This is a genomic window from Comamonas odontotermitis (assembly GCF_020080045.1).
Taxonomy (GTDB): Bacteria; Pseudomonadota; Gammaproteobacteria; order Burkholderiales; family Burkholderiaceae_C; genus Comamonas; species Comamonas odontotermitis.
This window is the reverse complement of the sequence record NZ_CP083451.1, coordinates 17,273-36,940: the sequence shown is the minus strand read 5'-3', so window position 1 is coordinate 36,940 and position 19,668 is coordinate 17,273. Positions and strand designations below refer to the sequence as shown.

General features: G+C 60.8%; 19 protein-coding genes. 4 read left to right on the top strand and 15 right to left on the bottom strand.

The genetic code is table 11. From position 1 onward, the window contains the following. Positions 1-88: 88 nt before the first annotated feature. Complete coding sequence (locus LAD35_RS00150; RefSeq protein WP_224150757.1) at positions 89-487, top strand: OsmC family protein; 399 nt, start codon at positions 89-91, stop codon at positions 485-487. 95 nt (positions 488-582) lie between these two features. Here LAD35_RS00150 and LAD35_RS00145 read toward each other — a convergent pair whose 3' ends face one another. From LAD35_RS00145 to LAD35_RS00105, 9 genes are all read right to left on the bottom strand, one after another. After that, the gene (locus LAD35_RS00145; RefSeq protein ID WP_184710161.1) at positions 583-825 is read right to left on the bottom strand and encodes a hypothetical protein; all 243 of its coding nucleotides are present in this window, start codon (positions 823-825) and stop codon (positions 583-585) included. A 189-nt stretch (positions 826-1,014) separates the two neighbouring features. Further along, positions 1,015-2,262, bottom strand: coding sequence for a phenylacetate--CoA ligase family protein (locus tag LAD35_RS00140; protein ID WP_224150755.1), 1,248 nt, complete (start codon positions 2,260-2,262; stop codon positions 1,015-1,017). Positions 2,263-2,427: 165 nt separating this feature from the next. After that, a complete protein-coding gene (locus tag LAD35_RS00135) occupies positions 2,428-3,255 on the bottom strand; it encodes an ABC transporter ATP-binding protein (protein WP_224150754.1) in 828 nt (275 codons plus the stop codon). Positions 3,256-3,371: 116 nt separating this feature from the next. Further along, the gene (locus LAD35_RS00130; protein ID WP_224150753.1) at positions 3,372-4,682 is read right to left on the bottom strand and encodes an ABC transporter substrate-binding protein; all 1,311 of its coding nucleotides are present in this window, start codon (positions 4,680-4,682) and stop codon (positions 3,372-3,374) included. A 76-nt stretch (positions 4,683-4,758) separates the two neighbouring features. After that, the gene (locus LAD35_RS00125; protein WP_224150751.1) at positions 4,759-5,823 is read right to left on the bottom strand and encodes a branched-chain amino acid ABC transporter permease; all 1,065 of its coding nucleotides are present in this window, start codon (positions 5,821-5,823) and stop codon (positions 4,759-4,761) included. Between the two features lie 15 nt (positions 5,824-5,838). Then, on the bottom strand, positions 5,839-6,768 hold the full coding sequence (locus LAD35_RS00120) for a branched-chain amino acid ABC transporter permease (RefSeq protein WP_224150750.1): 930 nt from the start codon (positions 6,766-6,768) through the stop codon (positions 5,839-5,841). A 22-nt stretch (positions 6,769-6,790) separates the two neighbouring features. Continuing rightward, the gene (locus LAD35_RS00115) at positions 6,791-7,573 is read right to left on the bottom strand and encodes an ABC transporter ATP-binding protein (protein ID WP_184710149.1); all 783 of its coding nucleotides are present in this window, start codon (positions 7,571-7,573) and stop codon (positions 6,791-6,793) included. A gap of 25 nt (positions 7,574-7,598) precedes the next feature. Then, positions 7,599-9,545, bottom strand: coding sequence for an AMP-dependent synthetase/ligase (locus tag LAD35_RS00110; RefSeq protein ID WP_224150748.1), 1,947 nt, complete (start codon positions 9,543-9,545; stop codon positions 7,599-7,601). A gap of 337 nt (positions 9,546-9,882) precedes the next feature. Next, positions 9,883-10,137, bottom strand: coding sequence for an acyl-CoA-binding protein (locus LAD35_RS00105; RefSeq protein WP_224150747.1), 255 nt, complete (start codon positions 10,135-10,137; stop codon positions 9,883-9,885). A 123-nt stretch (positions 10,138-10,260) separates the two neighbouring features. Between LAD35_RS00105 and LAD35_RS00100 the strand changes: the two genes are divergently transcribed. Next, on the top strand, positions 10,261-10,989 hold the full coding sequence (locus LAD35_RS00100; RefSeq protein ID WP_224150746.1) for a Crp/Fnr family transcriptional regulator: 729 nt from the start codon (positions 10,261-10,263) through the stop codon (positions 10,987-10,989). A gap of 18 nt (positions 10,990-11,007) precedes the next feature. Here the strand turns inward: LAD35_RS00100 and LAD35_RS00095 are convergent, their stop codons facing one another. Next, complete coding sequence (locus tag LAD35_RS00095) at positions 11,008-11,196, bottom strand: hypothetical protein (RefSeq protein WP_224150745.1); 189 nt, start codon at positions 11,194-11,196, stop codon at positions 11,008-11,010. Here LAD35_RS00095 and LAD35_RS00090 point away from each other — a divergent pair. Next, entirely contained in the window at positions 11,195-11,419 is a 225-nt protein-coding gene (locus LAD35_RS00090) for a hypothetical protein (protein WP_224150744.1), read from the top strand. The genes LAD35_RS00095 and LAD35_RS00090 overlap by 2 nt on opposite strands. Positions 11,420-11,497: 78 nt before the next feature. Continuing rightward, the gene (locus tag LAD35_RS00085) at positions 11,498-12,631 is read left to right on the top strand and encodes a pseudouridine synthase (protein WP_377779659.1); all 1,134 of its coding nucleotides are present in this window, start codon (positions 11,498-11,500) and stop codon (positions 12,629-12,631) included. Positions 12,632-12,782: 151 nt separating this feature from the next. Here LAD35_RS00085 and LAD35_RS00080 read toward each other — a convergent pair whose 3' ends face one another. From LAD35_RS00080 to LAD35_RS00060, 5 genes are read right to left on the bottom strand one after another with little or no spacing between them, the layout of a single operon-like run. After that, positions 12,783-13,352 (bottom strand): glycerol-3-phosphate responsive antiterminator, encoded by a 570-nt coding sequence (locus LAD35_RS00080; RefSeq protein WP_224150743.1) that lies wholly within the window; start codon positions 13,350-13,352, stop codon positions 12,783-12,785. Positions 13,353-13,369: 17 nt separating this feature from the next. Beyond that, entirely contained in the window at positions 13,370-14,911 is a 1,542-nt protein-coding gene (locus LAD35_RS00075) for an FAD-binding oxidoreductase (RefSeq protein WP_224150742.1), read from the bottom strand. Then, positions 14,905-16,587, bottom strand: a complete 1,683-nt coding sequence (locus LAD35_RS00070; protein ID WP_224150741.1) for a glycerol-3-phosphate dehydrogenase/oxidase — start codon at positions 16,585-16,587, stop codon at positions 14,905-14,907. Before LAD35_RS00070 ends, LAD35_RS00075 begins: the two co-directional genes overlap by 7 nt. Then, entirely contained in the window at positions 16,584-18,125 is a 1,542-nt protein-coding gene (locus tag LAD35_RS00065) for an FGGY family carbohydrate kinase (protein ID WP_224150740.1), read from the bottom strand. The genes LAD35_RS00070 and LAD35_RS00065 overlap by 4 nt, the downstream gene beginning before the upstream one ends. A 23-nt stretch (positions 18,126-18,148) precedes the next feature. Continuing rightward, positions 18,149-19,585, bottom strand: a complete 1,437-nt coding sequence (locus LAD35_RS00060) for an MFS transporter (RefSeq protein ID WP_224152846.1) — start codon at positions 19,583-19,585, stop codon at positions 18,149-18,151. Between the last annotated feature and the right edge of the window lie 83 nt (positions 19,586-19,668).

Below are 19,668 nucleotides of genomic sequence, written 5' to 3'. Positions count from 1 at the left end.
CCCTGAGGTCTTCGTTTTCGGCTACAAATGGTTTGCCGTGCATGAGCGGCCATTCATTGCAAACGGATTCACCTGGAAGACCTTTCCCATGACCCATAGTGCACAAGCCCATAGCACCGATACACCGTACCGCGTCACACTCGGCAACTCCCAGGGCCATCTCTGGTATGCAGATGAGCCTGCAAGCCTTGGAGGCGGGGAGACAGCGCCTACCCCGTCTCAACTCCTGCTGTCCGCGCTGGGGGCCTGCACGACCATCACCTTGCAGATGTATGCACAGCGCAAGCAGTGGCCCTTGCAGCACGTTGAAGTAGATCTGCAGCTCAGCCCTGCAGGGGCCGGAGCGGGCAATGCCATCGAGCGCACGATCCGGGTTGCCGGTGAGCTGGATGACGAGCAACGCAAGCGGCTGCTGCAAATCGCCAATGCCTGCCCGGTGCACAAGCTGTTGGAAGGCGGCATACACATCACGACATCGCTGGTGTAGTGCTTGAACCGTGGCAGGGGCATGAAAAAGGCGCCCCGCTCACTGTGAGGAGCGGGGCGCCTTCCACGGGGTTTTTAGGTCCTCTGCAGCGCTTTCTACTTCACCAGGATATTGCCATTGTCGACGTGGTATTCGAACTCGGGCTTGGACAGGGAAACGATCACCGGCTGGCCCTCGGATTCCCAGGACAGGACAAAGCTGGCAATGGCCGTGGCTACGTCGACATCGAGGTTTTCAGGGATCGTTTCCAGTTGACCATCGCCAATGCGATGCTCGACCTTGCCCACCACGCGGGCCTTGAAATTTTCCGGATAGTTGTGGGAGTGTTCAGTCGTCATAGGTTGTCTCTCCTTTGCTATGAGGGGCACCGCACCGGCGGCCAACACATAAAAATGCGGCTTGCGCCTCCCGTAGGGAGGCCACAGCCGCATACATGGTTTTTACCACAGCGCCAAGGCTGCAATATGTAAGAGCGCGTCGACGATTGCGGTGTGCAAAATGCGATGGCATTTGCACCATGCGCCCGATCAGTCGTAGCTGCGTGCGTCCTCGATCACCTTGCCGTCATTGGGCAATTCACCCGGGCGCAACAGGGCGACTTCGGCGCGCAGTTTGGTGACTTCGCGCACGGCATCTGCAATCTGCTCAGCCAGGCCTACGCCCAATTCGCGTGTTTCCACCTGCAGGCTCATTTGGTCGCTCGCCATGGCACCGGTCACTACAAGGCGGGCTTTTTCCACCTGGGGAAAGCGTTTCACGATCTCGGCCACCTGGCCGGGATGCACAAACATGCCCCGCACCTTGGTCGTCTGGTCGGCGCGGCCCATCCAGCCCTTGATGCGGGTATTGGTGCGTCCCGTAGGGCAGTTGCCGGGCAGCACCGCCGACAGGTCGCCTGTGCCAAAGCGGATCAGTGGATAGTCGGTATTCAAGGTGGTGACCACCAGCTCTCCCACTTCGCCTTCGGGCACCGGGTCACCAGTGCCGGGGCGCACGATTTCGACAATCACGCCTTCGTCCAGGACCAGTCCTTCGCGGGCACTGGTCTCATAGGCAATCAGCCCCAGGTCGGCCGTGGCGTAGCACTGGTACGCAGCCACGCCCTGGCTGGCAAACCAGTCGCGCAGCGATGGAGGGCACGCTTCACCGGAGACGAGAGCCTTGGTCAGTGATGCAATCTTCTGGCCCTGGGATTGCGCCTTTTCCAGGATGATCTTGAGGAAGCTGGGCGTACCGATGTAGCCATGGGGGTGGAGGTCCAGCATGGCTTGCACCTGCTGCTCGGTCTGGCCTGTACCTGCCGGGAACACCGTGGCGCCCAGCGCCTGCGCACCCGACTCCATCATGGAGCCCGCAGGTACGAAGTGATAGCTGAAGCTGTTGTGCGCCAACTCGCCCGCGCGAAAGCCGGCAGCGTAGATGGCGCGCGCCATGCGCCAATAGTCAGGGCGATTGCCTTCGGGCTCGTAAATCGGGCCGGGGCTGGCAAACATGCGCGGCATGGCCTTGCCAAAGCCGATGGCGTTGAAGCCCCCAAACGCATGGCGGGAGCGCTCGGCCTTCTGGCGCTCCAGCAGCTCGTGCTTGCGTGTGACAGGCAGGCGCGCCAATGCCGCGCGGCTGGTAATACTCGCTGCATCCACACCTTGCAAGATAGTGGCAAACGCACTGGAATGCTGCTGTGCATGTGCGATCTGGTGCGGCAGCGCGGCAAGCAGTGCAGCTTCGCGTTCATGGGGTGTGCGCGTCTCCAGCGCGTCGTAGAAGGCACTCATGGCAAATCCTGTGAATGAAGGTGGAGGGCGTGGCCTATAAAACTGGCACATCCCGATATGCGAGACACCGAGGAAGGGCCGCCCCGCTCCGAGGGTGTCGTCCCCCTCCCATAGCGCGAAGCGCGTAGAGAGAGGGGGAAGGCGCGTAGCGACTCAGGGGGTGCTTCATGCCAACCACCGCTTGCGGCGCTTGTAGCTTTTGACGTCCTTGAAGCTCTTGCGTTCTCCGCCACCCATGCCCAGGTAGAACTCCTTCACGTCTTCGTTATTGGCCAGGTCGTTTGCTGCGCCGTCCATCATGATGCGGCCGCTTTCCATGATGTAGCCGTAGTCTGCGTACTTCAGCGCCATGTTGGTGTTCTGCTCGGCAAGGACGAAGGTGACTTTTTCCTTCTGGTTCAGGTCCTGCACGATGTTGAAGACTTCTTCGACGATCTGCGGCGCCAAGCCCATTGATGGCTCATCGAGCAGCACCATGCGCGGATTGCTCATGATGGCGCGGCCAATGGCGCACATCTGCTGCTCGCCCCCAGATGTATAGGCCGCCTGGCTGGTGCGCCGGGTCTTGAGGCGCGGAAAATAGTTGTAGACCTTGTCCAGATTGGCGGCGACTTCGCCCTTGCTGGTGCGTGTGTAGGCGCCGGTCAGCAGGTTTTCTTCAATGGTCAGATGCGCAAAACAGTGACGGCCCTCCATCACCTGCACCACACCGCGTTTGACGAGGTCGGACGGCGAGAGGTTTTCGATGCGTTCGCCTTCCAGCTCGATGCTGCCTTTGGTGACTTCGCCGCGCTCGCCCTTGAGCAGGTTGGAGATGGCGCGCAGCGTCGTGGTCTTGCCCGCGCCGTTGCCGCCCAGAATGGCAACGATACCGCCTTGCGGTACGGAAAGCGACACGCCCTTGAGCACCAGGATCACATGGTTGTAGATGACCTCGATGCCGTTGACCACAAGCAGCGGCGCTGCGGTAGATGCGGGATTGGATGTGCTCATGGCCTCACCGTATGCTATTGAAAGTGAAGCTGTCTGCGCTTACCAGACAATAATTTCAATATGAAATCCATTTGAAGATATTGCCAGGCAAGCGCGAACAGCTATGGTTCTGCGGATTAGTTGCAGCTGCGAATCGGCAGGTTCTTTTCCTTGGCGTACTTCTCGCCATACTCCTTGACCAGTGGGTCGATCAGGCTCTTGTCAGCCTGGTACCAGTCGGAGACTGCGGTGAACTTGGCTCCGTCCCACTGTGCAATGCGCGACCAGTCGGCGCCCAGGTGGTTTTCGCAGCTGGTCTTGAACGGACGCAGGATCTTGCCAAAGCCCAGTTCATTGAGGCGTTCCTGCGTGAGGTTCAGGTTTTCCAGCCCCCAACGCACCTGCTCGCTGGTCATCACCTTGCCCTTGCCGAATTTCTCTTGCGCAGCGCGGATGGCTTCCACCTGCAGCATGGCAATCATCATGCCGCGGGTGTGCGCCAACTGGCCCAGCTCCTTGGCGTCCGATGCGGTGCCCTGGCCCTTGTCATACAGCATGGCCTTGACCTCGTCGTGCACCTTGTCGCGCTCGGCAGTGTTGTGGATGGTGACAGTGTTGTAACCCTTGGCGCCAGCGCCGATGTCCTTCACGTCATGGTCGGAGCCTGCCCACCAGATGGCGTACATCTTCTCGCGGGGGTAGCCGGTGGCCTGGGCTTCACGCACGGCCGTAGGCGTCATCACGCCTGCAGACCACAGCAGCACGTAGTCGGGGCGGTTCTGACGGATCTGCAGCCAGGTCGATTTCTGCTCCACGCCCGGGGCGGTCACCGGCAGCAGCATCAGCTCGAAGCCGTCCTTGGCTGCGCGCTTCTGCAGCAGGGGGATGGGCTCCTTGCCGTAAGGCGAATCGTGGTAGACCAGTGCGATCTTCTTGCCCTTGAGATTGCCTTTTTCCTTCTTCAGGATGTCCTGAATCATCGAGTCGGCAGCGGTCCAGTAGTTGCCCAGCAGCGGGAAGTTCCATTCAAAGGCGCGGCCATCGGCAGACTGCGACAGGCCGTAGCCTGGGGTGACGACGGGCATCTTGTCACCAGGGGCCTTGGCGCTCACGGCGAAGGTGATGCCGGTCGATTGCGTGTCGAAGCTGGAGACACCTGCCTTGGTCTTGAAGCGCTCATAGCACTCCACGCCCTTGGCCGTGTCGTAGGCGGTCTCGCATTCCTCAAAGGCAATCTTCACGCCGTTGATGCCGCCCTTGGCATTGACGAGCTTGAGGTAATCCTGTTTGCCGTCGCCCCATGGAATGCCCAGAGGCGCAAACTGACCGGTGCGGTACACCAGAAGCGGCACAAACTGCTCCTGGGCCTGTGCGGCAGGGGCTGCAATCAGTGCGCCCATACCCAGCGCTGCGGTGGCAGCGGCGATAACAGCTTTCTTGAAAGACATGGTTCTATCTCCTTTGGGTTGTTGGGGACTGATTACCCCTCTCACGAACACTCTGCGTTGCTCTGCTGAAAACGGATCAATGGGGGAAAGGCCACAGACGCAGCTTCTGGCGGGCCGTGGCCCATAGCTTGGCCAATCCGTGCGGCTCGACAATCAGGAAAAACACGATCAGCGCGCCAAACACCATGTGCTCCAGATAGGTGGCGGTGGCGGTGGAAATCGGCAGACCGAGCCAGTGCGGCGCCTGGGTGAGGAAGATAGGCAGCAGCACAAAGAAAGCCGCGCCGAAGATGCTGCCCACAATGGAGCCCAGGCCGCCGATGATGATCATGAACAGCAACTGGAACGAGCGATCCAAGCTGAACGCCGCAGGCTCCCATGCACCCAGATGCACAAAGCCCCATAGTGCGCCCGCCACGCCCACAATGAAAGAGCTGACGGCAAAGGCCGAGAGCTTGGCGTACATGGGACGAATGCCGATCACACTGGCGGCCACGTCCATATCGCGCATGGCCATCCACTCGCGGCCTACGGCACTGCGCACCAGGTTCTTGGCCAGCAGGCCCAGCACGCACAGGATGGCGAGGCAGAACAGGTATTTCTGCACCGGCGTCTCGATAGCCATGCCAAACACCGACAGCTTGCCGGCGCTTACCGAGCCCGAAGAAGAGTTGTTGGTGACCCAGGCTGCACGGCTGGTGAGCCAATCGACAAAGAACTGCGCTGCCAGCGTGGCCACCGCCAGATAGAGGCCACGGATGCGCAGGCTGGGCAGGCCGAACAACACGCCGATCAACATGGCGACAAGGCCTCCGCCGATCAGCGACAGAATGAGCGGCATGCCTTCGAAGCGCACATGGAAGTTGTAGGCAGCATAGGCTCCGGCGGCCATGAAGGCGCCCGTTCCCAGCGAGATCTGGCCGCAGTAGCCCACCAGGATGTTGAGACCGATGGCGCCCAGCGACATGATCAGGAAGGGAATCAGCACCGCCTGGAAGGTGTAGTTGCTGAAGGTGAAAGGAACCACCAGAAAGGCCACCAGCAGGATGGCAATGATGGCCCACTTGTCCTGAAGAACAGGGAAGATCTGCTGATCGGCCGCGTAGCTGGTCTTGAACTGGCCATTTTCACGATAAAACATAGGTCAGGTCTCCAGTTACACGCGGTCGATGATTTTGTCCCCGAAGAGACCTTGAGGACGGAACAGCAGGAAACACAGCGCCAGGCCATAGGCAAACCAGGTTTCGATGCCGCCGCCCACCATGGGGCCCAGATAGACCTCGGAGAGCTTTTCGCCAATGCCGATGATCAGGCCGCCGACAATCGCGCCCGGCACTGATGTGAGGCCGCCCAGAATCACCACCGGCAGGGCCTTGAGTGCCACCAGCGACAGCGAGTACTGCACACCCAGCTTGCTGCCCCAGATGATGCCCACCACCAGAGCCACACAGCCTGCGACCGACCAGACGATCACCCAGATGCGCGAGAGCGGAATGCCGATGGATTGCGCGGCCTGGTGGTCGTCAGCCACGGCGCGCAGTGCGCGGCCAGTCTTGGTTTTCTGGAAAAAGATGCTCAAGGCAACCACCAGCACGGCGGCAATAGCTGCGGCATACAGGTCTTCCTGGCTGATGAGCACGCCGCCCTGGAAGATGTTCTCCAGCACGAACATCGGATCCTTGGGCATGCCCACGTTGATGCTGTACACGGCCGAACCGAAAATCAGCGGCCCCAGACCGTCCAGGAAGTAGGCGATGCCCAGGGTTGCCATCAGCAGGGCAATGGGCTCCTGGTTGACGAGGTAGCGCAGCGCAAAGCGCTCGATCAGCCAGGCCACGCCCACCATGATGGCCATGGCGACTGCCAGCGCCAGGGTGATGCTGATGACGCCCGGCTCCATGCCCAGCCATTTGGGAATCCATTCGGAAAAACGCGCCATGGCCAGGGCTGCAAACAGCACCATGGCTCCCATGGCGAAATTGAAGACGCCCGATGCCTTGAAGATCAGTACAAAGCCCAGCGCAATCAGCGCATAGAGCATGCCCACCATCAGGCCGCCAAACAGAGTTTCGAGAAAAAATGCCATGCTTCGCTCCTGGAACCTGTGCTCAGTGGCCAGCGCCGAGGTAGGCGCGAATCACGTCTTCATTGGCGCGCACTTCATCGGGTGCGCCGTCGCCGATCTTCTTGCCGTAGTCCAGCACCACCACGCGGTCCGATATGTCCATCACCACGCCCATGTCGTGCTCGATCAGCACGATGGTGGTGCCGAACTCGTCGTTCACATCCAGGATGAAGCGGCACATGTCCTGCTTTTCCTCAACGTTCATGCCTGCCATCGGCTCGTCCAGCAGCAGCACCTGTGGTTCCATGGCCAGTGCGCGGCCCAGGTCCACACGCTTTTGCAGGCCGTAGGGCAACTGGCCCACGGGTGTCTTGCGGTACGCCTGAATCTCCAGGAAATCGATGATGTGCTCGACAAACTCGCGCTGCTGCATTTCCTCGCGCTGCGCAGGGCCGATGCGCAAGGCCTGCATCAGGATGTTGCTTTTGACCTTGAGGTTGCGGCCGGTCATGATGTTGTCGATCACGCTCATGCCCTTGAACAGCGCCAGGTTCTGGAAGGTACGGGCCACGCCCATCTCCGCCACCTGGCGGCTGTTCATGTGCGCAAAGGTCTGGCCACGGAAGGTGATCGAGCCTTCCGATGGCGTATAGACGCCGTTGATGCAATTGAGCATGGAGCTCTTGCCGGCACCGTTGGGGCCAATGATCGAGCGGATTTCATGCTCTTTGACGTTGAAGGAGATGTCCGTCAGCGCCTTCACACCGCCAAATCGCAGGCTGATGTTCTGGATGTCCAAAATGACGTCACCGATTTTTTTGCTCATGGGTGGCTTTCTCTCGGCAAGGGCTTCAGGCGACAGACTTCACGGGCGTGAAGGTCTTGCTGTCGTCGATCTTCAAGGTGGCGCTCACGCTGCCGGTGCGGCCGTCTTCGAACTTCACCTGCGTTTCGATGAACTGTTCCGCACGGCCGGCATACAGCGCATCGACCAGCACGCCGTATTTGTCGGCGATGAAGCCACGGCGCACCTTGTTGGTGCGGGTCAACTCGCCATCGTCGGCATCAAGCTCCTTGTGCAGTACCAGAAAGCGCGTGACCTGGCTGCCAGCGAGCATGGCATCGGTTGCCAGATCGGCGTTGACCTTCTCCACGCAATCCTTGATGAGTGCATAAACCTGGGGCTTTTGCGCCAGGTCGGTGTAGCCCGCGTAGGGCAGGTTCTGGCGCTCGGCCCAGTTGCCCACGGCCTCGAAGTCGATGTTGATCATCGCGCAGACTTTTTCGCGGCCGTCCCCCAGTGCCACCGCTTCCTTGATGAAAGGGAAGAACTTGAGCTTGTTCTCGACATACTTGGGTGCGAACATCGCGCCGTCGTTGGCGCCGCCTTTCAAGCGGCCCACGTCCTTGACCCGGTCGATGATCTTGAGCTGGCCGCTCTTGTCCATGAAGCCCGCGTCACTGGTGTGGTACCAGCCGTCTTCGCTCAGCACCTCGGCCGTGGCCTTGGGGTTCTTGTAGTATTCCTTGAGCAGCCCTTTGGACTTGACCAGGATTTCGCCGTTGTCGGCCATCCTGATTTCGACACCGCGGATCGGATTGCCCACCGTGTCGGCAAACACCTGGTTGTCTGGCTGGATACAGACAAAAACGGCAGTTTCGGTCGACCCATACAGTTGCTTGAGGTTGATGCCGATGGAGCGGAAGAAGGTGAACAGGTCAGGCCCGATCGCCTCGCCAGCGGTATAGGCAACGCGCACGCGGCTGAAGCCCATGTTGTTGCGCAGTGGGCCAAACACCATCCAATCGCCCAACCGGTAGCTGATCTTGTCCGCCAGGCTCACGGGCTGGCCATCACGCAGGGCGGGGCCCACCCGTTTGGCCACTTCCATGAAGTGGTGGAACATCTTGCGTTTGATGAGGCCTGCATCTTCCATGCGGATCATCACGCTGGTCAGAATGCCTTCAAAAATACGGGGCGGCGCAAAGTAGTAGGTGGGGCCGACTTCCTTCAGATCGATGTTGACGGTGCTGCTCGATTCAGGGCAGTTCACCACATAGCCACAGGCCAGCCATTGCGCATAGCTGAAGATGTTCTGGCCGATCCAGGCGGGGGGCAGGTAGGCCAGCACTTCTTCCTTGCTGGTCAGATTCTCGAATTCGGCGCCTGCAGAGGCGCTCTCCAGCAGCGAACTGTGGGTGTGCACCACGCCCTTGGGGTTGCCAGTGGTGCCCGAGGTGAAGAACATTGCGGCAACGTCCTCGTTTTGTGTAGCGTGCACCTGTCCCTCAAACCACTGGGGGTGGCTGTCGACATACGCCTTGCCAGTGGCGATCAGGCTGTCGAGCGATGCGAGGCCCGGCTCCGAATAGTTGCGCAGACCGCGCGGATCGTCGTAGAAGATGTGGCTGATCAGCGGGCACTGCTCGCGCAGCTCCAGCAGCTTGTCCACCTGCTCCTGGTCTTCTACGAGGCAAAAGCGCACTTCGGCGTTGTTCAGGGGGAACACGCATTCCGCAGCAACGGCGTCCTGGTACAGCGGCACGGGAATCGCGCCCAGCGACTGCGCAGCCAGCATGGTGGCATAGAGGCGAGGGCGGTTGGCACCGATCAGCACCAGATGCTCGCCACGTGCGAGGCCCGCTTGCGACAAGCCTGCCGCGATATGCGAGACCAGGGCCGCCAGATGCGCCCAGTCATAGCTTTGCCAGATGCCGTATTCCTTCTCGCGCAACGCAGCGTCGTGCGGCCGGCTGGCGGCATGCTGCAGCAAGAGCTTGGGAAAGGTAGTGGACATGTGCCGTCTCCTGAACCGTTTTTATGGATCGCATGCTTTGAAAGCACACGTCGTTGTTGAAACGGAATGTAGAAGCAGCTTTGACGTTATTTTGTCTTTATGACGACAATCCTAGGGAAAGCACTCTCGGTGTTTACCTGTGATGAGGAGCAGGTTGTGGTAACGGAAGAAAAGACGGATAGCTTGCGCCATCTTGATGTAACGCAGAAGCAAATCCGACCCCGCGAGCCAGACTGCAGGGTGCCCATGTTTGAAGGTCAATGCCTGACCGGCACGGTCGATACAGGGGCAATAAAAAACGGCCCTGGGGCCGTTGTTGGGTGGGCTGGCTTGGTGGTTATTCCAGCGATTTCACCAGGTCGATGTACTGCTGCTTGGCATCGTCCTGCGCCACGCCTTTGAGCTGGTTCCAGGCATTCCATTTGGCAGATGCGACAAAGTCGGTGAAGCCGGGCTTGGGTTCGTTGTTGTCGCCCACGGCGCCTTGCTTGTAGAGGCCATAGAGCTTGAGCAGGGTCTGGTTGTCCGGGCGCTCGCTGAGGTTCATCGCGTTGTCCTTGGCGGCTTCAAAGGCGGTGTTCAAATCGGTCATGGTGTTTCCAATGCAATCAAAAGCTGGGCCTCAGTGTAGCTGGCGCGCAAGCGACAAACCAGCCTCGCACACTAGTGCGTTCCCTATAGGAATGCGACAGGCTCTGCGGCAATCTTGCGCCCTATGACTGTCACCGCATCCCTGTACCAACGCCGGCGTGCACCCACCCCGGATGAACTGGCGGGCATCCCCTGGTTGCGCGTTCTGCAGCCTGCGGAGCGTGACCATGCCGTGCGGCAACTGGTGGTGACGGAAGCAGAGCCTGGTGAATATGTGTGCCGGGTCGGGCGCCCGGTCACTTTCTGGTTTGGTGTGATCGAAGGCCTGCTCAAGATGAGTGCCGAGGACAGCGAAGGCCGCACCATGACTTTCGCGGGCATGCCCCGCAGTGGCTGGTTTGGCGAAGGTACGGCGCTCAAGCGAGAACCCTATCGCTACGACATCCAGGCCCTGCGCAAAAGCACGATTGGCGGTATTCCGGTCGATACCTTCCATTGGCTGCTCGATCATTCATTGGGATTCAACCGTTTCATGATGCACCAGCTCAATGAACGGCTGGCGCAGTTCATCTCGGCACGCGAGATCGACCGCCTCAACCGGCCCGAAGAGCGTGTTGCGCGCACCCTGGCGGCCCTGTTCAATCCGGTGCTCTACCCCGGCGTGAGCGATGTGCTGCGCATCACCCAGCAGGAACTGGCCTATCTGGTGGGGCTGTCTCGCCAGCGCGTGAACGAGGCACTGGCGGCGCTGCAGGAGCAAGGCGCCATACGCATTGAATACGGCGGCCTGCGTGTGCTCAATCTGCAGGCCCTGCGTGGCAAGGGCTGGTTCGTCAACCCCGAGCGCGCTTGAGCAGTAGAGGGCCCTTGTTCAAGGCTTGCTTTCCGGAGCGCCGGGTGCGGAGCCTGGGCCCGTACTCGGAGTGCCAGGGGCCGCCGTGGCGGGTGCGGGCATGGTGCCGGGTGTGGCGCGCGGAGTGGGTACGGATGAAGGGCCTCGGTCGCAACCGCTGACAGCCGCTGCACAGGCCAGAACCGCACACAGGGAAAGCCATTTCATGGTGTTTCTCCAATACTTTTCAAACGAGGTTTCATGCTACGCCGCTATGGAGCGGCCAGAAACAGTGCTGTTGCATCCGTCATACCTGCTTGCATTTGCGCATCGCGGTGAAAAGCCTGTGTTCATGCTGCTTTGCAAACCTCTTGCCGTAGGCTGGAACTGGCATGGGGATGCAATACGGGGCGTGGGACTCGATTTCCGTAAGAACCCCGGGAAAATGTAAGCCCGTCAGGCACCGACAGGCGGATCACAAGGCCGTGCGGGGCAGCCAGGCATGGGATTCGCGCGACAATACAGGGCTATGCCAAATGCTCCTGCCCCATCCCCATCGCCCGCATCTTCCTCGCCCGAGGGGGACGGCCGTAAAAAACTGACGCTCAGCAGCAAGCCTGCGTCCGCTCCCGCCGCGCGCGGCGCAAGCGGATCACCGCGCAGCAATGCCGGTGCAGGTGGAGGCGCGCGCCGCAGCGGCGCGCCAGGCCGGTTCGCAGGGGACGAGGGTGCGCGTGGGGCCCGCAACGCGGCAGGAAAGCCGGGGGGCTATGAACGTTCACGTGATGGTTTTCGTCCTGCACCGCCTGCCCGCAGCGAACCCAAGGCGAATGTGTGGCGGGCAGATGCTACGCCACGCACCATGCAGACGGCGACCGCCCAGGCGCAGAACGTGCAGCTCAAGGCTGAAGGCCAGGTGCGTGTGAACAAGCGCCTGTCTGATCTGGGCATGTGTTCGCGCCGCGAGGGCGATGCCTGGATCGAGAATGGTTGGGTGCTGGTCAATGGCGAGGTCGCCACGATGGGCCAGTTGGTGAACCTGACCGACAAAATCGAAATTCAGCGCGCCGCACAGGAGCAGCAGGCACAGCAGGTCACGATCCTGCTCAACAAACCCATGGGCTATGTCAGCGGGCAGGCCGAAGATGGCCACGAGCCTGCTGTGGTGCTGATCAACCCGCCCAACCACTGGCGCGAGGACCGCAGCAAGACCCGTTTCAACTTCAGCCAGCTCAAGGGGCTTGCGCCTTGCGGCCGGCTCGACATCGACTCGATCGGCCTGTTGGTGCTGACGCAGGACGGCCGCATCGCCAAGCACATCATTGGCGAAGACTCCGAGGTGGACAAGGAATACCTGGTGCGTGTGGTGTACGGCGCGGTGGAGAAGGACGTGCAGCGCCATTTCCCCGAAGACAAGCTGGCGCTGCTGCGCCATGGCCTGTCGCTGGACGGTCAGGCACTGCTGCCCGCCGAGGTGGATTGGCAAAACCCGGAGCAGCTGCGCTTTGTGCTGCGCGAAGGCAAGAAGCGCCAGATTCGCCGCATGTGCGAAGCAGTGGGCCTGCATGTGGTGGGCCTCAAGCGCATTCGCATCGGCAAGGTGACACTGGGCAATCTGCCGGTGGGGCAGTGGCGCTATCTGGGTGCAAATGAAGGCTTCTGAGCCAGCCAGCAAACCGAAGATTTGGTAAAGCATAGCTGCTTGCGCAGAGCAGAATGGGCTTTGATGGCTAAAACGCTTGAGAACCCAATACCGATGCGCGCAGGCAGCTCCTTTTTTTATTTCTTTGACGCAGAGAATGGGCTGCGTGATATCAAGAAGCCCGGCTCCACAGCTCCGCATCGCTGCTGGATACCGCACACGCGCCTGAGCGCAGCGCCAGTGCCACGTGTTCCTGGTTGCAGATGAAACCGGACGCCACAATGGGCGGCATGGATTGCTTCTCGGCCTCGGAGATGTGCGCCAGCATCGGCGCCGGCATGATCTGGACGAGGTTGGGGTCACTTTGCTCGATGGCCTTGACGCTGCGTGGCCATGTGGACCGGTCGGTCACGAACACCTTGAGCATGGTGAGCAGGCCCGCCTTGTTGGCCCGCTGGATGGTCGCCATTCTGGTGGACAGCAGGCTGCTGGCACCAATATCGACCAGGTAGTCCACCGCCCCCTTGTCCTGTGATATGCCGTCGCAGCTGTCGATGTTCACGATGGCGAGCTTGTCTGCCTTGGTGATCGTGGAGACCACCAGGCGCAGCTTTCGCAGCTCGATATTCGCGACGATGGCGACTTCGGCATCGCTGGCCAGGAATGCGCCCATCTGCTCGGCACCGTAGAGGGTAGCCATGACGGGGTATCTGGCGAGCCTTGCGCCCAGGGAGCGGTCCATGGTGGCAATCGTTTCGGTTAAGGCGTTACTTCGTCGGACAGCCCAAGTTTGCCCGGATTGAGCAGATTCTTGGGATCCAGCATTTTCTTGGTCAACTGCAGCAATGAAAATGCCGTGCCCAGCGACTCGGCCATATAAGGCGCGCGCAGCAGGCCCACGCCGTGGTGGTGGCTCAATGTGGCATTGTAACGAAGTATGACTGCATTGGCCGCATCCCAGGCGGCGCGGTACCAGTCGGCCCGCTTGTCCACTTCGACCTCGCCGCGCAGCGAGAAGTAGAGGCACGCGCCATCGACATATGCATGGGATTGGTGGGCGGAGCCGGCCAGCGTGCCAGGCACCGATGCGATGGCCTTGACCACCTCGTCATAGATGGCGGGGAGATCACGCCAGCAGCCAGACATCTCCAGCGTATCGGCGACAAAACCGGGGCTCTTCTTGAAGCCTTCCGCGCTTTTGCCGGTGAGGTAGCGCGTGTCCAGCCAGCGCTCCAAAATGGCCGCGCCGTCCAGTTCGGTGCCGGTGGCCTTGCACACGCGCTCACAGATCTGCATGACGGCGTCGACCATTTCTGGAGCACCTTCGTCTGCAATCATCAGCACATGGGTCGCAGGGCGATTGAACTGCACACCGCTTTCCAGCGCATCGTACAGGCGCAAGGCGGCGGGGTTAGCCCCTTGCTGCATGATCTGGCGGCAGGCTTCCAGGCCTTGCGCGAAGGTGCCGAATTCGTAGGCAATGGCCTTGCCATAGTCAGGCAGGCGGTGCAGCTTGAAGCGGATGCGAACAATGATGCCCAGCGTGCCCTCCGAGCCGATGAACAGCTGCTGCAGGTCGGAGCCGATGGCTGCGCGCGGGTATCCGCCCACGGTGATGAGGCTGCCGTCGGCCAGCACTACATCCATGCCATACACCATGTCCTCGATCTTGCCGTACCGGGTCGACAGCTGGCCCGCGCCCCGGCAGGCAACCCAGCCTCCCACGGTGCTGATGCCGAAGGACGAAGGCCAGTGGCCCATGGTCATCTTGAACTGGCCCTGGATGGTCTCCTCGAAGACGTCTCCGAACATGCCTGCTTCCACATTCACCACCTGGCTGACTTCATCAAAATCGACCAGCTTGTTGAGCTGGCAGATATCCAGGACGATGCCTCCCCGCACGGGAAGCGCCGCGCCGGTGACGTTGCTGCGACCGCCTGCCACGGTCACCGGAATGGCATGTTCGTTGGCAATGCGCATCACGGCCTGGATCTGCGCGACCTGAGAGGCGTGAACGATGACTGCATCCGGTGTGGCGGGCTGCCCCGAAGTCTCTGCGACCATGGTACGGGCCCACCAGTCGCGTGTTCCAGCAATGACGGCTTCGCGGGCAGTCTCCACCTTGTCTGCCACTTTCTGCAGTGCATCTACCTGCGCCTGGGTCACCCGAACCGGCTCGCGCTGAAGGCCTGCCGGGCCATCGAACCCGGTAATGCCTGCCGCATAGGCGGGCGGGGTGTGGGCGCCCACCACGTAGTTGCGACGGTTGTAGCCACGTTTGATTGCATCTTTGCTCAGCATTGGATATCTCCCATAAGAATGGATTTTTCACGTTCAACAGAATGGCGGTATGCGGCCACCTGTTCCGAAATGTCGTTTGCGCTCAGATGGAGCTCGGCCTGCAGAATCTCGCCCACGCGCGCTGCTGCCAAGGCGGAGGCGTCGCGCGCCATGAGGCGCGCTCGCATCCGGCGGGACAGCACGTCTTCCACCGTTCTTGCCATCTCGTGGCGCACCGCATAGACGACTTCCGCTTCGGTGTACGCAAGCCCTTCCACGATGGGCTTGAGGAGGGACGGATGGGGCTGCATGATGTCGCTGACAAAACGTGCCTCTGTTCCGTAGCGCTCACCCAGATGCGCCGAGAGGCCGCCTGTGGCCGTGATGGCCTGTGAGTCGTAACCCGCAGCGCCCAGCAGGAAGGCAGACTTTGTGGTGCATCGCTTGCGCCGCCCCAGCTGCTTTTCCACGGTGTCCACAGTTTGCTCTGCCATGTGGCGAGAGGTGGTCAGCTTGCCGCCCACGATGGTGACGAGTCCGTCTTCAGCGACATGAATCTCGTGGTTGCGCTTCATTTCGACGGTTTTTCCACCAGCCGGCCCGACCAGTGGGCGGCATCCGGCGATGCTGCCGACCACATCTTCTGGCTGCAGGTCGGTTTTCAGGGCCGAGCGGGCGCCTTCCAGCAGAAAATCGAGTTCCTTGCGTGTGCAGTGCACATCATCCAGGCTGCCTTCGTAGTCTTCATCCGTTGTGCCGAGGTAGGAGACGTTGCCCCACCTTGTGATCGTGGCGCGCCTGCTGCGGCCCGGCACCGGAATGGTGACTGTGCAGTCGTTGCGGATCTTGAGCCACGGAATGGCCACATGCACGCCCTTGGCGGGGCGAACATGCAGTGTGGCTTCCTGCCCATTCTTTCGGCCATCCCAATCGCGCAGCCAGACGCCGGTTGCCATCACCACCGACCGGGCTTGCACGCGGATCTCCTTGCCATCAACCTGGGTGATGGCGCCGTCGACCTTGCCGCTTTCATTGCGCGTCAGCGATACCGCCTTGCAATGGTTCACGACGGTTGCGCCATGGAATACTGCCGTTCGGGCGATCGTCAAGGTCAGACGCGCATCGTCCACCCGCGCGTCAAAGTACATGAATCCGCCCATCAGGTGGTCTTCGCGGAAAGTCGGGCAGTGCGAGAGCACCTCGGCTTTGGACAGCTTCTGGTGCAGGATTCCCTCACGCCAGCCACCGGCGAAATCGTAGGTCCACAGCAGGCTGTTGAAGGCCTTGGCCAGTTTTTTGTCAAACACGCCCTCGCGTTCCATCACGGGAAACAGGAACGGCAGCCGATGCACCAGATGGCGGGCGTTGCGGCGCAGGCGTTGTCTTTCCAGAAGCGAATGGCGAACCAGGCCCAGGTTTCCCTGCTCGATGTAGCGCAGCCCGCCGTGAACCATCTTGGACGATTTGGACGATGTGCCGGACGCAAAGTCGTCTTTCTCGATGAGCGCAACCCGGTAGCCGCGCAGACTGGCGTCCAGTGCGACGTAGGAGCCGGTGACACCACCGCCTATCACCAGCAGGTCGAATTTCTCGTCGCCCAGTTGTGCCAGTTGCTCGGCACGCTCCAGCCGCAGTGGGGCGGTCAATGTCAATTCGGCGCTGTCCTTGCCATATAGGTTTGTTGGCCAACCTATCATGCTGCTTTCTCCGTTGATTCAAGACGTGTGTACTTTCTTGCGTGGGCCAGTTCGTCGGCCACGCGTGCGTGCCATATCGCCCGCCGGTGTGCACGCTCGTCCTCGCCCATCTGCGGCTCGAAGACAGCGTCTGTCTTCAAGGTAGCGCAGGCCTCTTCCAGCGAATCCCACAGCAGGCCGGAGCCCCCAGCCAGGAAGGCAATTCCTCTGAGGCTTGCCTTATCGGTTTCGGCCAGACGGCGCACAGGCATGCCCATCAGGTCGGCCTGTATCTGCAACAAGGTGGAGCTGCCAGCCAAACCGCCTCCGACCAGCAGCTCCGATACGCGAGTGCCAGACGCTTGCTGGTTGGCATCCATGCAGGAGGTTACCGAATGCGCGATGCCTTCCAGAATGGCCTTTGCGAGCTCCGCCTTGGAGGTAGCCATCGATATTCCGAGTACCGATGCCCGCGCTGCGGGCTCCATCGAGGGGATGCGAAGCCCCGTCAGCGCGGGCACGAACAGCAGGTCTGGAGAGGTGGTTGCGCCGCTGGCGAGTTCACTGATCTGCTTGGGATCACTGAACCATTCCAGCTTTTCGCATATCCAGTTCAGGGCCGAGCCTGTGGTGGGCACATAGGTTTCGATGGCAAAGCGGGACAGCCCGTGGGTTCTTCGGGCGGTCATCGTGAGGGAACTCTCATGGGCGCCATCGTGCGGTGCCAGATCAACACCCGTCAGAACGTCTACGAAACTGCCTGTGCCATGCACGCACATGGCCTGTCCGCGCTCCAGGCAGCCCAGGCCGATGGCTGCAGCATGCTGGTCGCCTGCACAGGCAAGAATGGGCACTTCGATACCCAGAAGCTCATGCCGGGTGATGCCAAAATCGTCGGCGTCTTCCCGGAGTCTGGGCAGTAGCTCTTGCGGAAACTCCAGCGCATCCAGCCACGAATCCAGATACCGGTGTTCCCGAAGGACGTATGCGTTTCCCGAGGTCACGTTCGTCGGCGTTGTGACCAGTTCGCGTGACTTCGAAAGGTGCCATAGCAACCAGGTATCGATGGTTCCAAAGGCCAGGCGCTTTTCACGGTAGGCCTGCGCAATCTCCGGTACCTCTCGCAGCTTGTGCCGGGCCCACAGATAGGGCGAGCGGACACCCGCAGGCCGCCCCGCATACTGCACCAGGGTCGAATCCCAGCGGGAGGACAGGGCTGCCAGCTCTTCCCGGTGCCTTGAATCCTGCCAGACCATGACGGGAGCGAGGGACCTGCCGGTCAAGGTATCCCACAGCACCGCCGAGCAGCGCTGGTTGGCAATGGCCATGGCGACGATGTGCTTTCCGCTCGCCTGTGCTTGTGCAATCACCCTGCGGCACACCAGCAGCGTCTTCTCCAGCAAAACATCTGCGTCTTGCTCAACGGTTCCCGGACGCGGGCACGACACATCCAGCGGAATGTAGTCTTGGCCGAAGACGAGGCCGTCTCTTCCCACCAAAGCTGCGCGCGTGCCTGAAGTGCCTTCATCGATGGACAAAATAACGTCGTTGTCGGCCATTGCCTGTCTCCTCTTCTTGTCGGCTATCGCGCTGCCACCACCTTGACGGCATCGGCTTCAAACTGGGGGGCGTCCGGCTCGTTGTCCGGGTTGACGGCACTGCGCGTCGGATCCCATTTGATGGTGAAGCAGATGAGGCTTGCAACCAGCGGCACCACCGACAGAATCAGGAAGGTGGTCTCCAGGCCATACTGCTGGCGGAACAGCGGGAACACGAGCAGCCCCAGGGCTGCGCCCATGGCACCCAGCGCACCAATGACACCGTTCGCCCCCGCACGCAATTCGCTGCGGAAAGACAGCGTCGAGAGGCTTTTTCCATTGGCGCCGGGACCGCCGGAGTGGAAAAGAATGAACAGCGACGGTACCGCTACTGCTGCCCAGATTGGCATCTTTCCGTTGAAGAGGCCTAGCACCAGAAGCATCAAAAAGACCAGTGCAAACCCAATGGCAGAGGCACGTCTCAATCCCAGAATGCGGCCGATCGTGGGTGAAAGAAAGCCGCCCACGATGCCGAAGACGTTGAATACCAGCGCGCCAAGCGTGGCTTGCTGAAAATCCTTGCCAAACAGCGACGCGCTGATCAGCGGGAGATACCAGCCCACCGCAAAGTACTGGATCGACTGGCCAATCTGCACCGTGGCCGCGAGAATGGTGCGTGGCAGATAGATGCCGCGGAAAATCAGCAGCACATTCGCAAGCCCTCGCTTGGCTTGGTTGATGACCGGCAGGCGTTCGGAAACCGGGGCGGCAACAAATGACTGGGCATAGATGCGTGTCATTGAGCGCGCTGCATCTTCGAGGCGTTCCTTGCGCGCCAGCCAGGTCGGACTTTCAATCAACAGGCAAAGCTGCAGCACCAGGATGAGGCAGCCGAATACAGCGGTGGCTGCAACCGAGTAACGCCACAGCGAATCGCCCACGCCCCAGGAGTTGAACCACAGCGCAAGCACCAGGTTGGTACAGACGGCCATGTACCACATGCCTTGCCATACGTTCAGGCGGCTCTTGAACCGTGCCGGTGTGAACTCTGCCAGCACGGCCATGGCAATGGCGAAATCAATGCCATACGCTGCACCTACAAAGAAGCGGCCAAACAGAATGGTGGAATAGTCGGGCGCAAACGTGACCAGCAGCGCGCCGATGACGGCGAGCACCTTGGCGATGATGAGAGGGCGCATGCGGCCCCAGCGGTCGGCCATCCAGCCGCCAATGGGATTGAAGGCGATCGACACCCATGAAGCAAGCGATGTCATCCATGCAACTTCAGCAGGGGTCAGCTGCTGGTCGCGCGTCATCGGCCCGAGGCCTACGCTGAGTGCAGAATTGGAAAATGCATCGAGAAACAGGCCGCCAAGCGCGAGCCACCAGATAACGCCCGCCCGACCTTTGATTCCCTGGCGTCCGTCGATAAAGGATATGACATCCTGGACACCACGAATTTTTATAGCGCTGGTTTGCATCATTGCCTCCTTGATGTGCTGCAAGAGGCCGATACAAACCCATAAGGCGCGACGAAGCCATCTTACAGATGGTCTTCAAATCT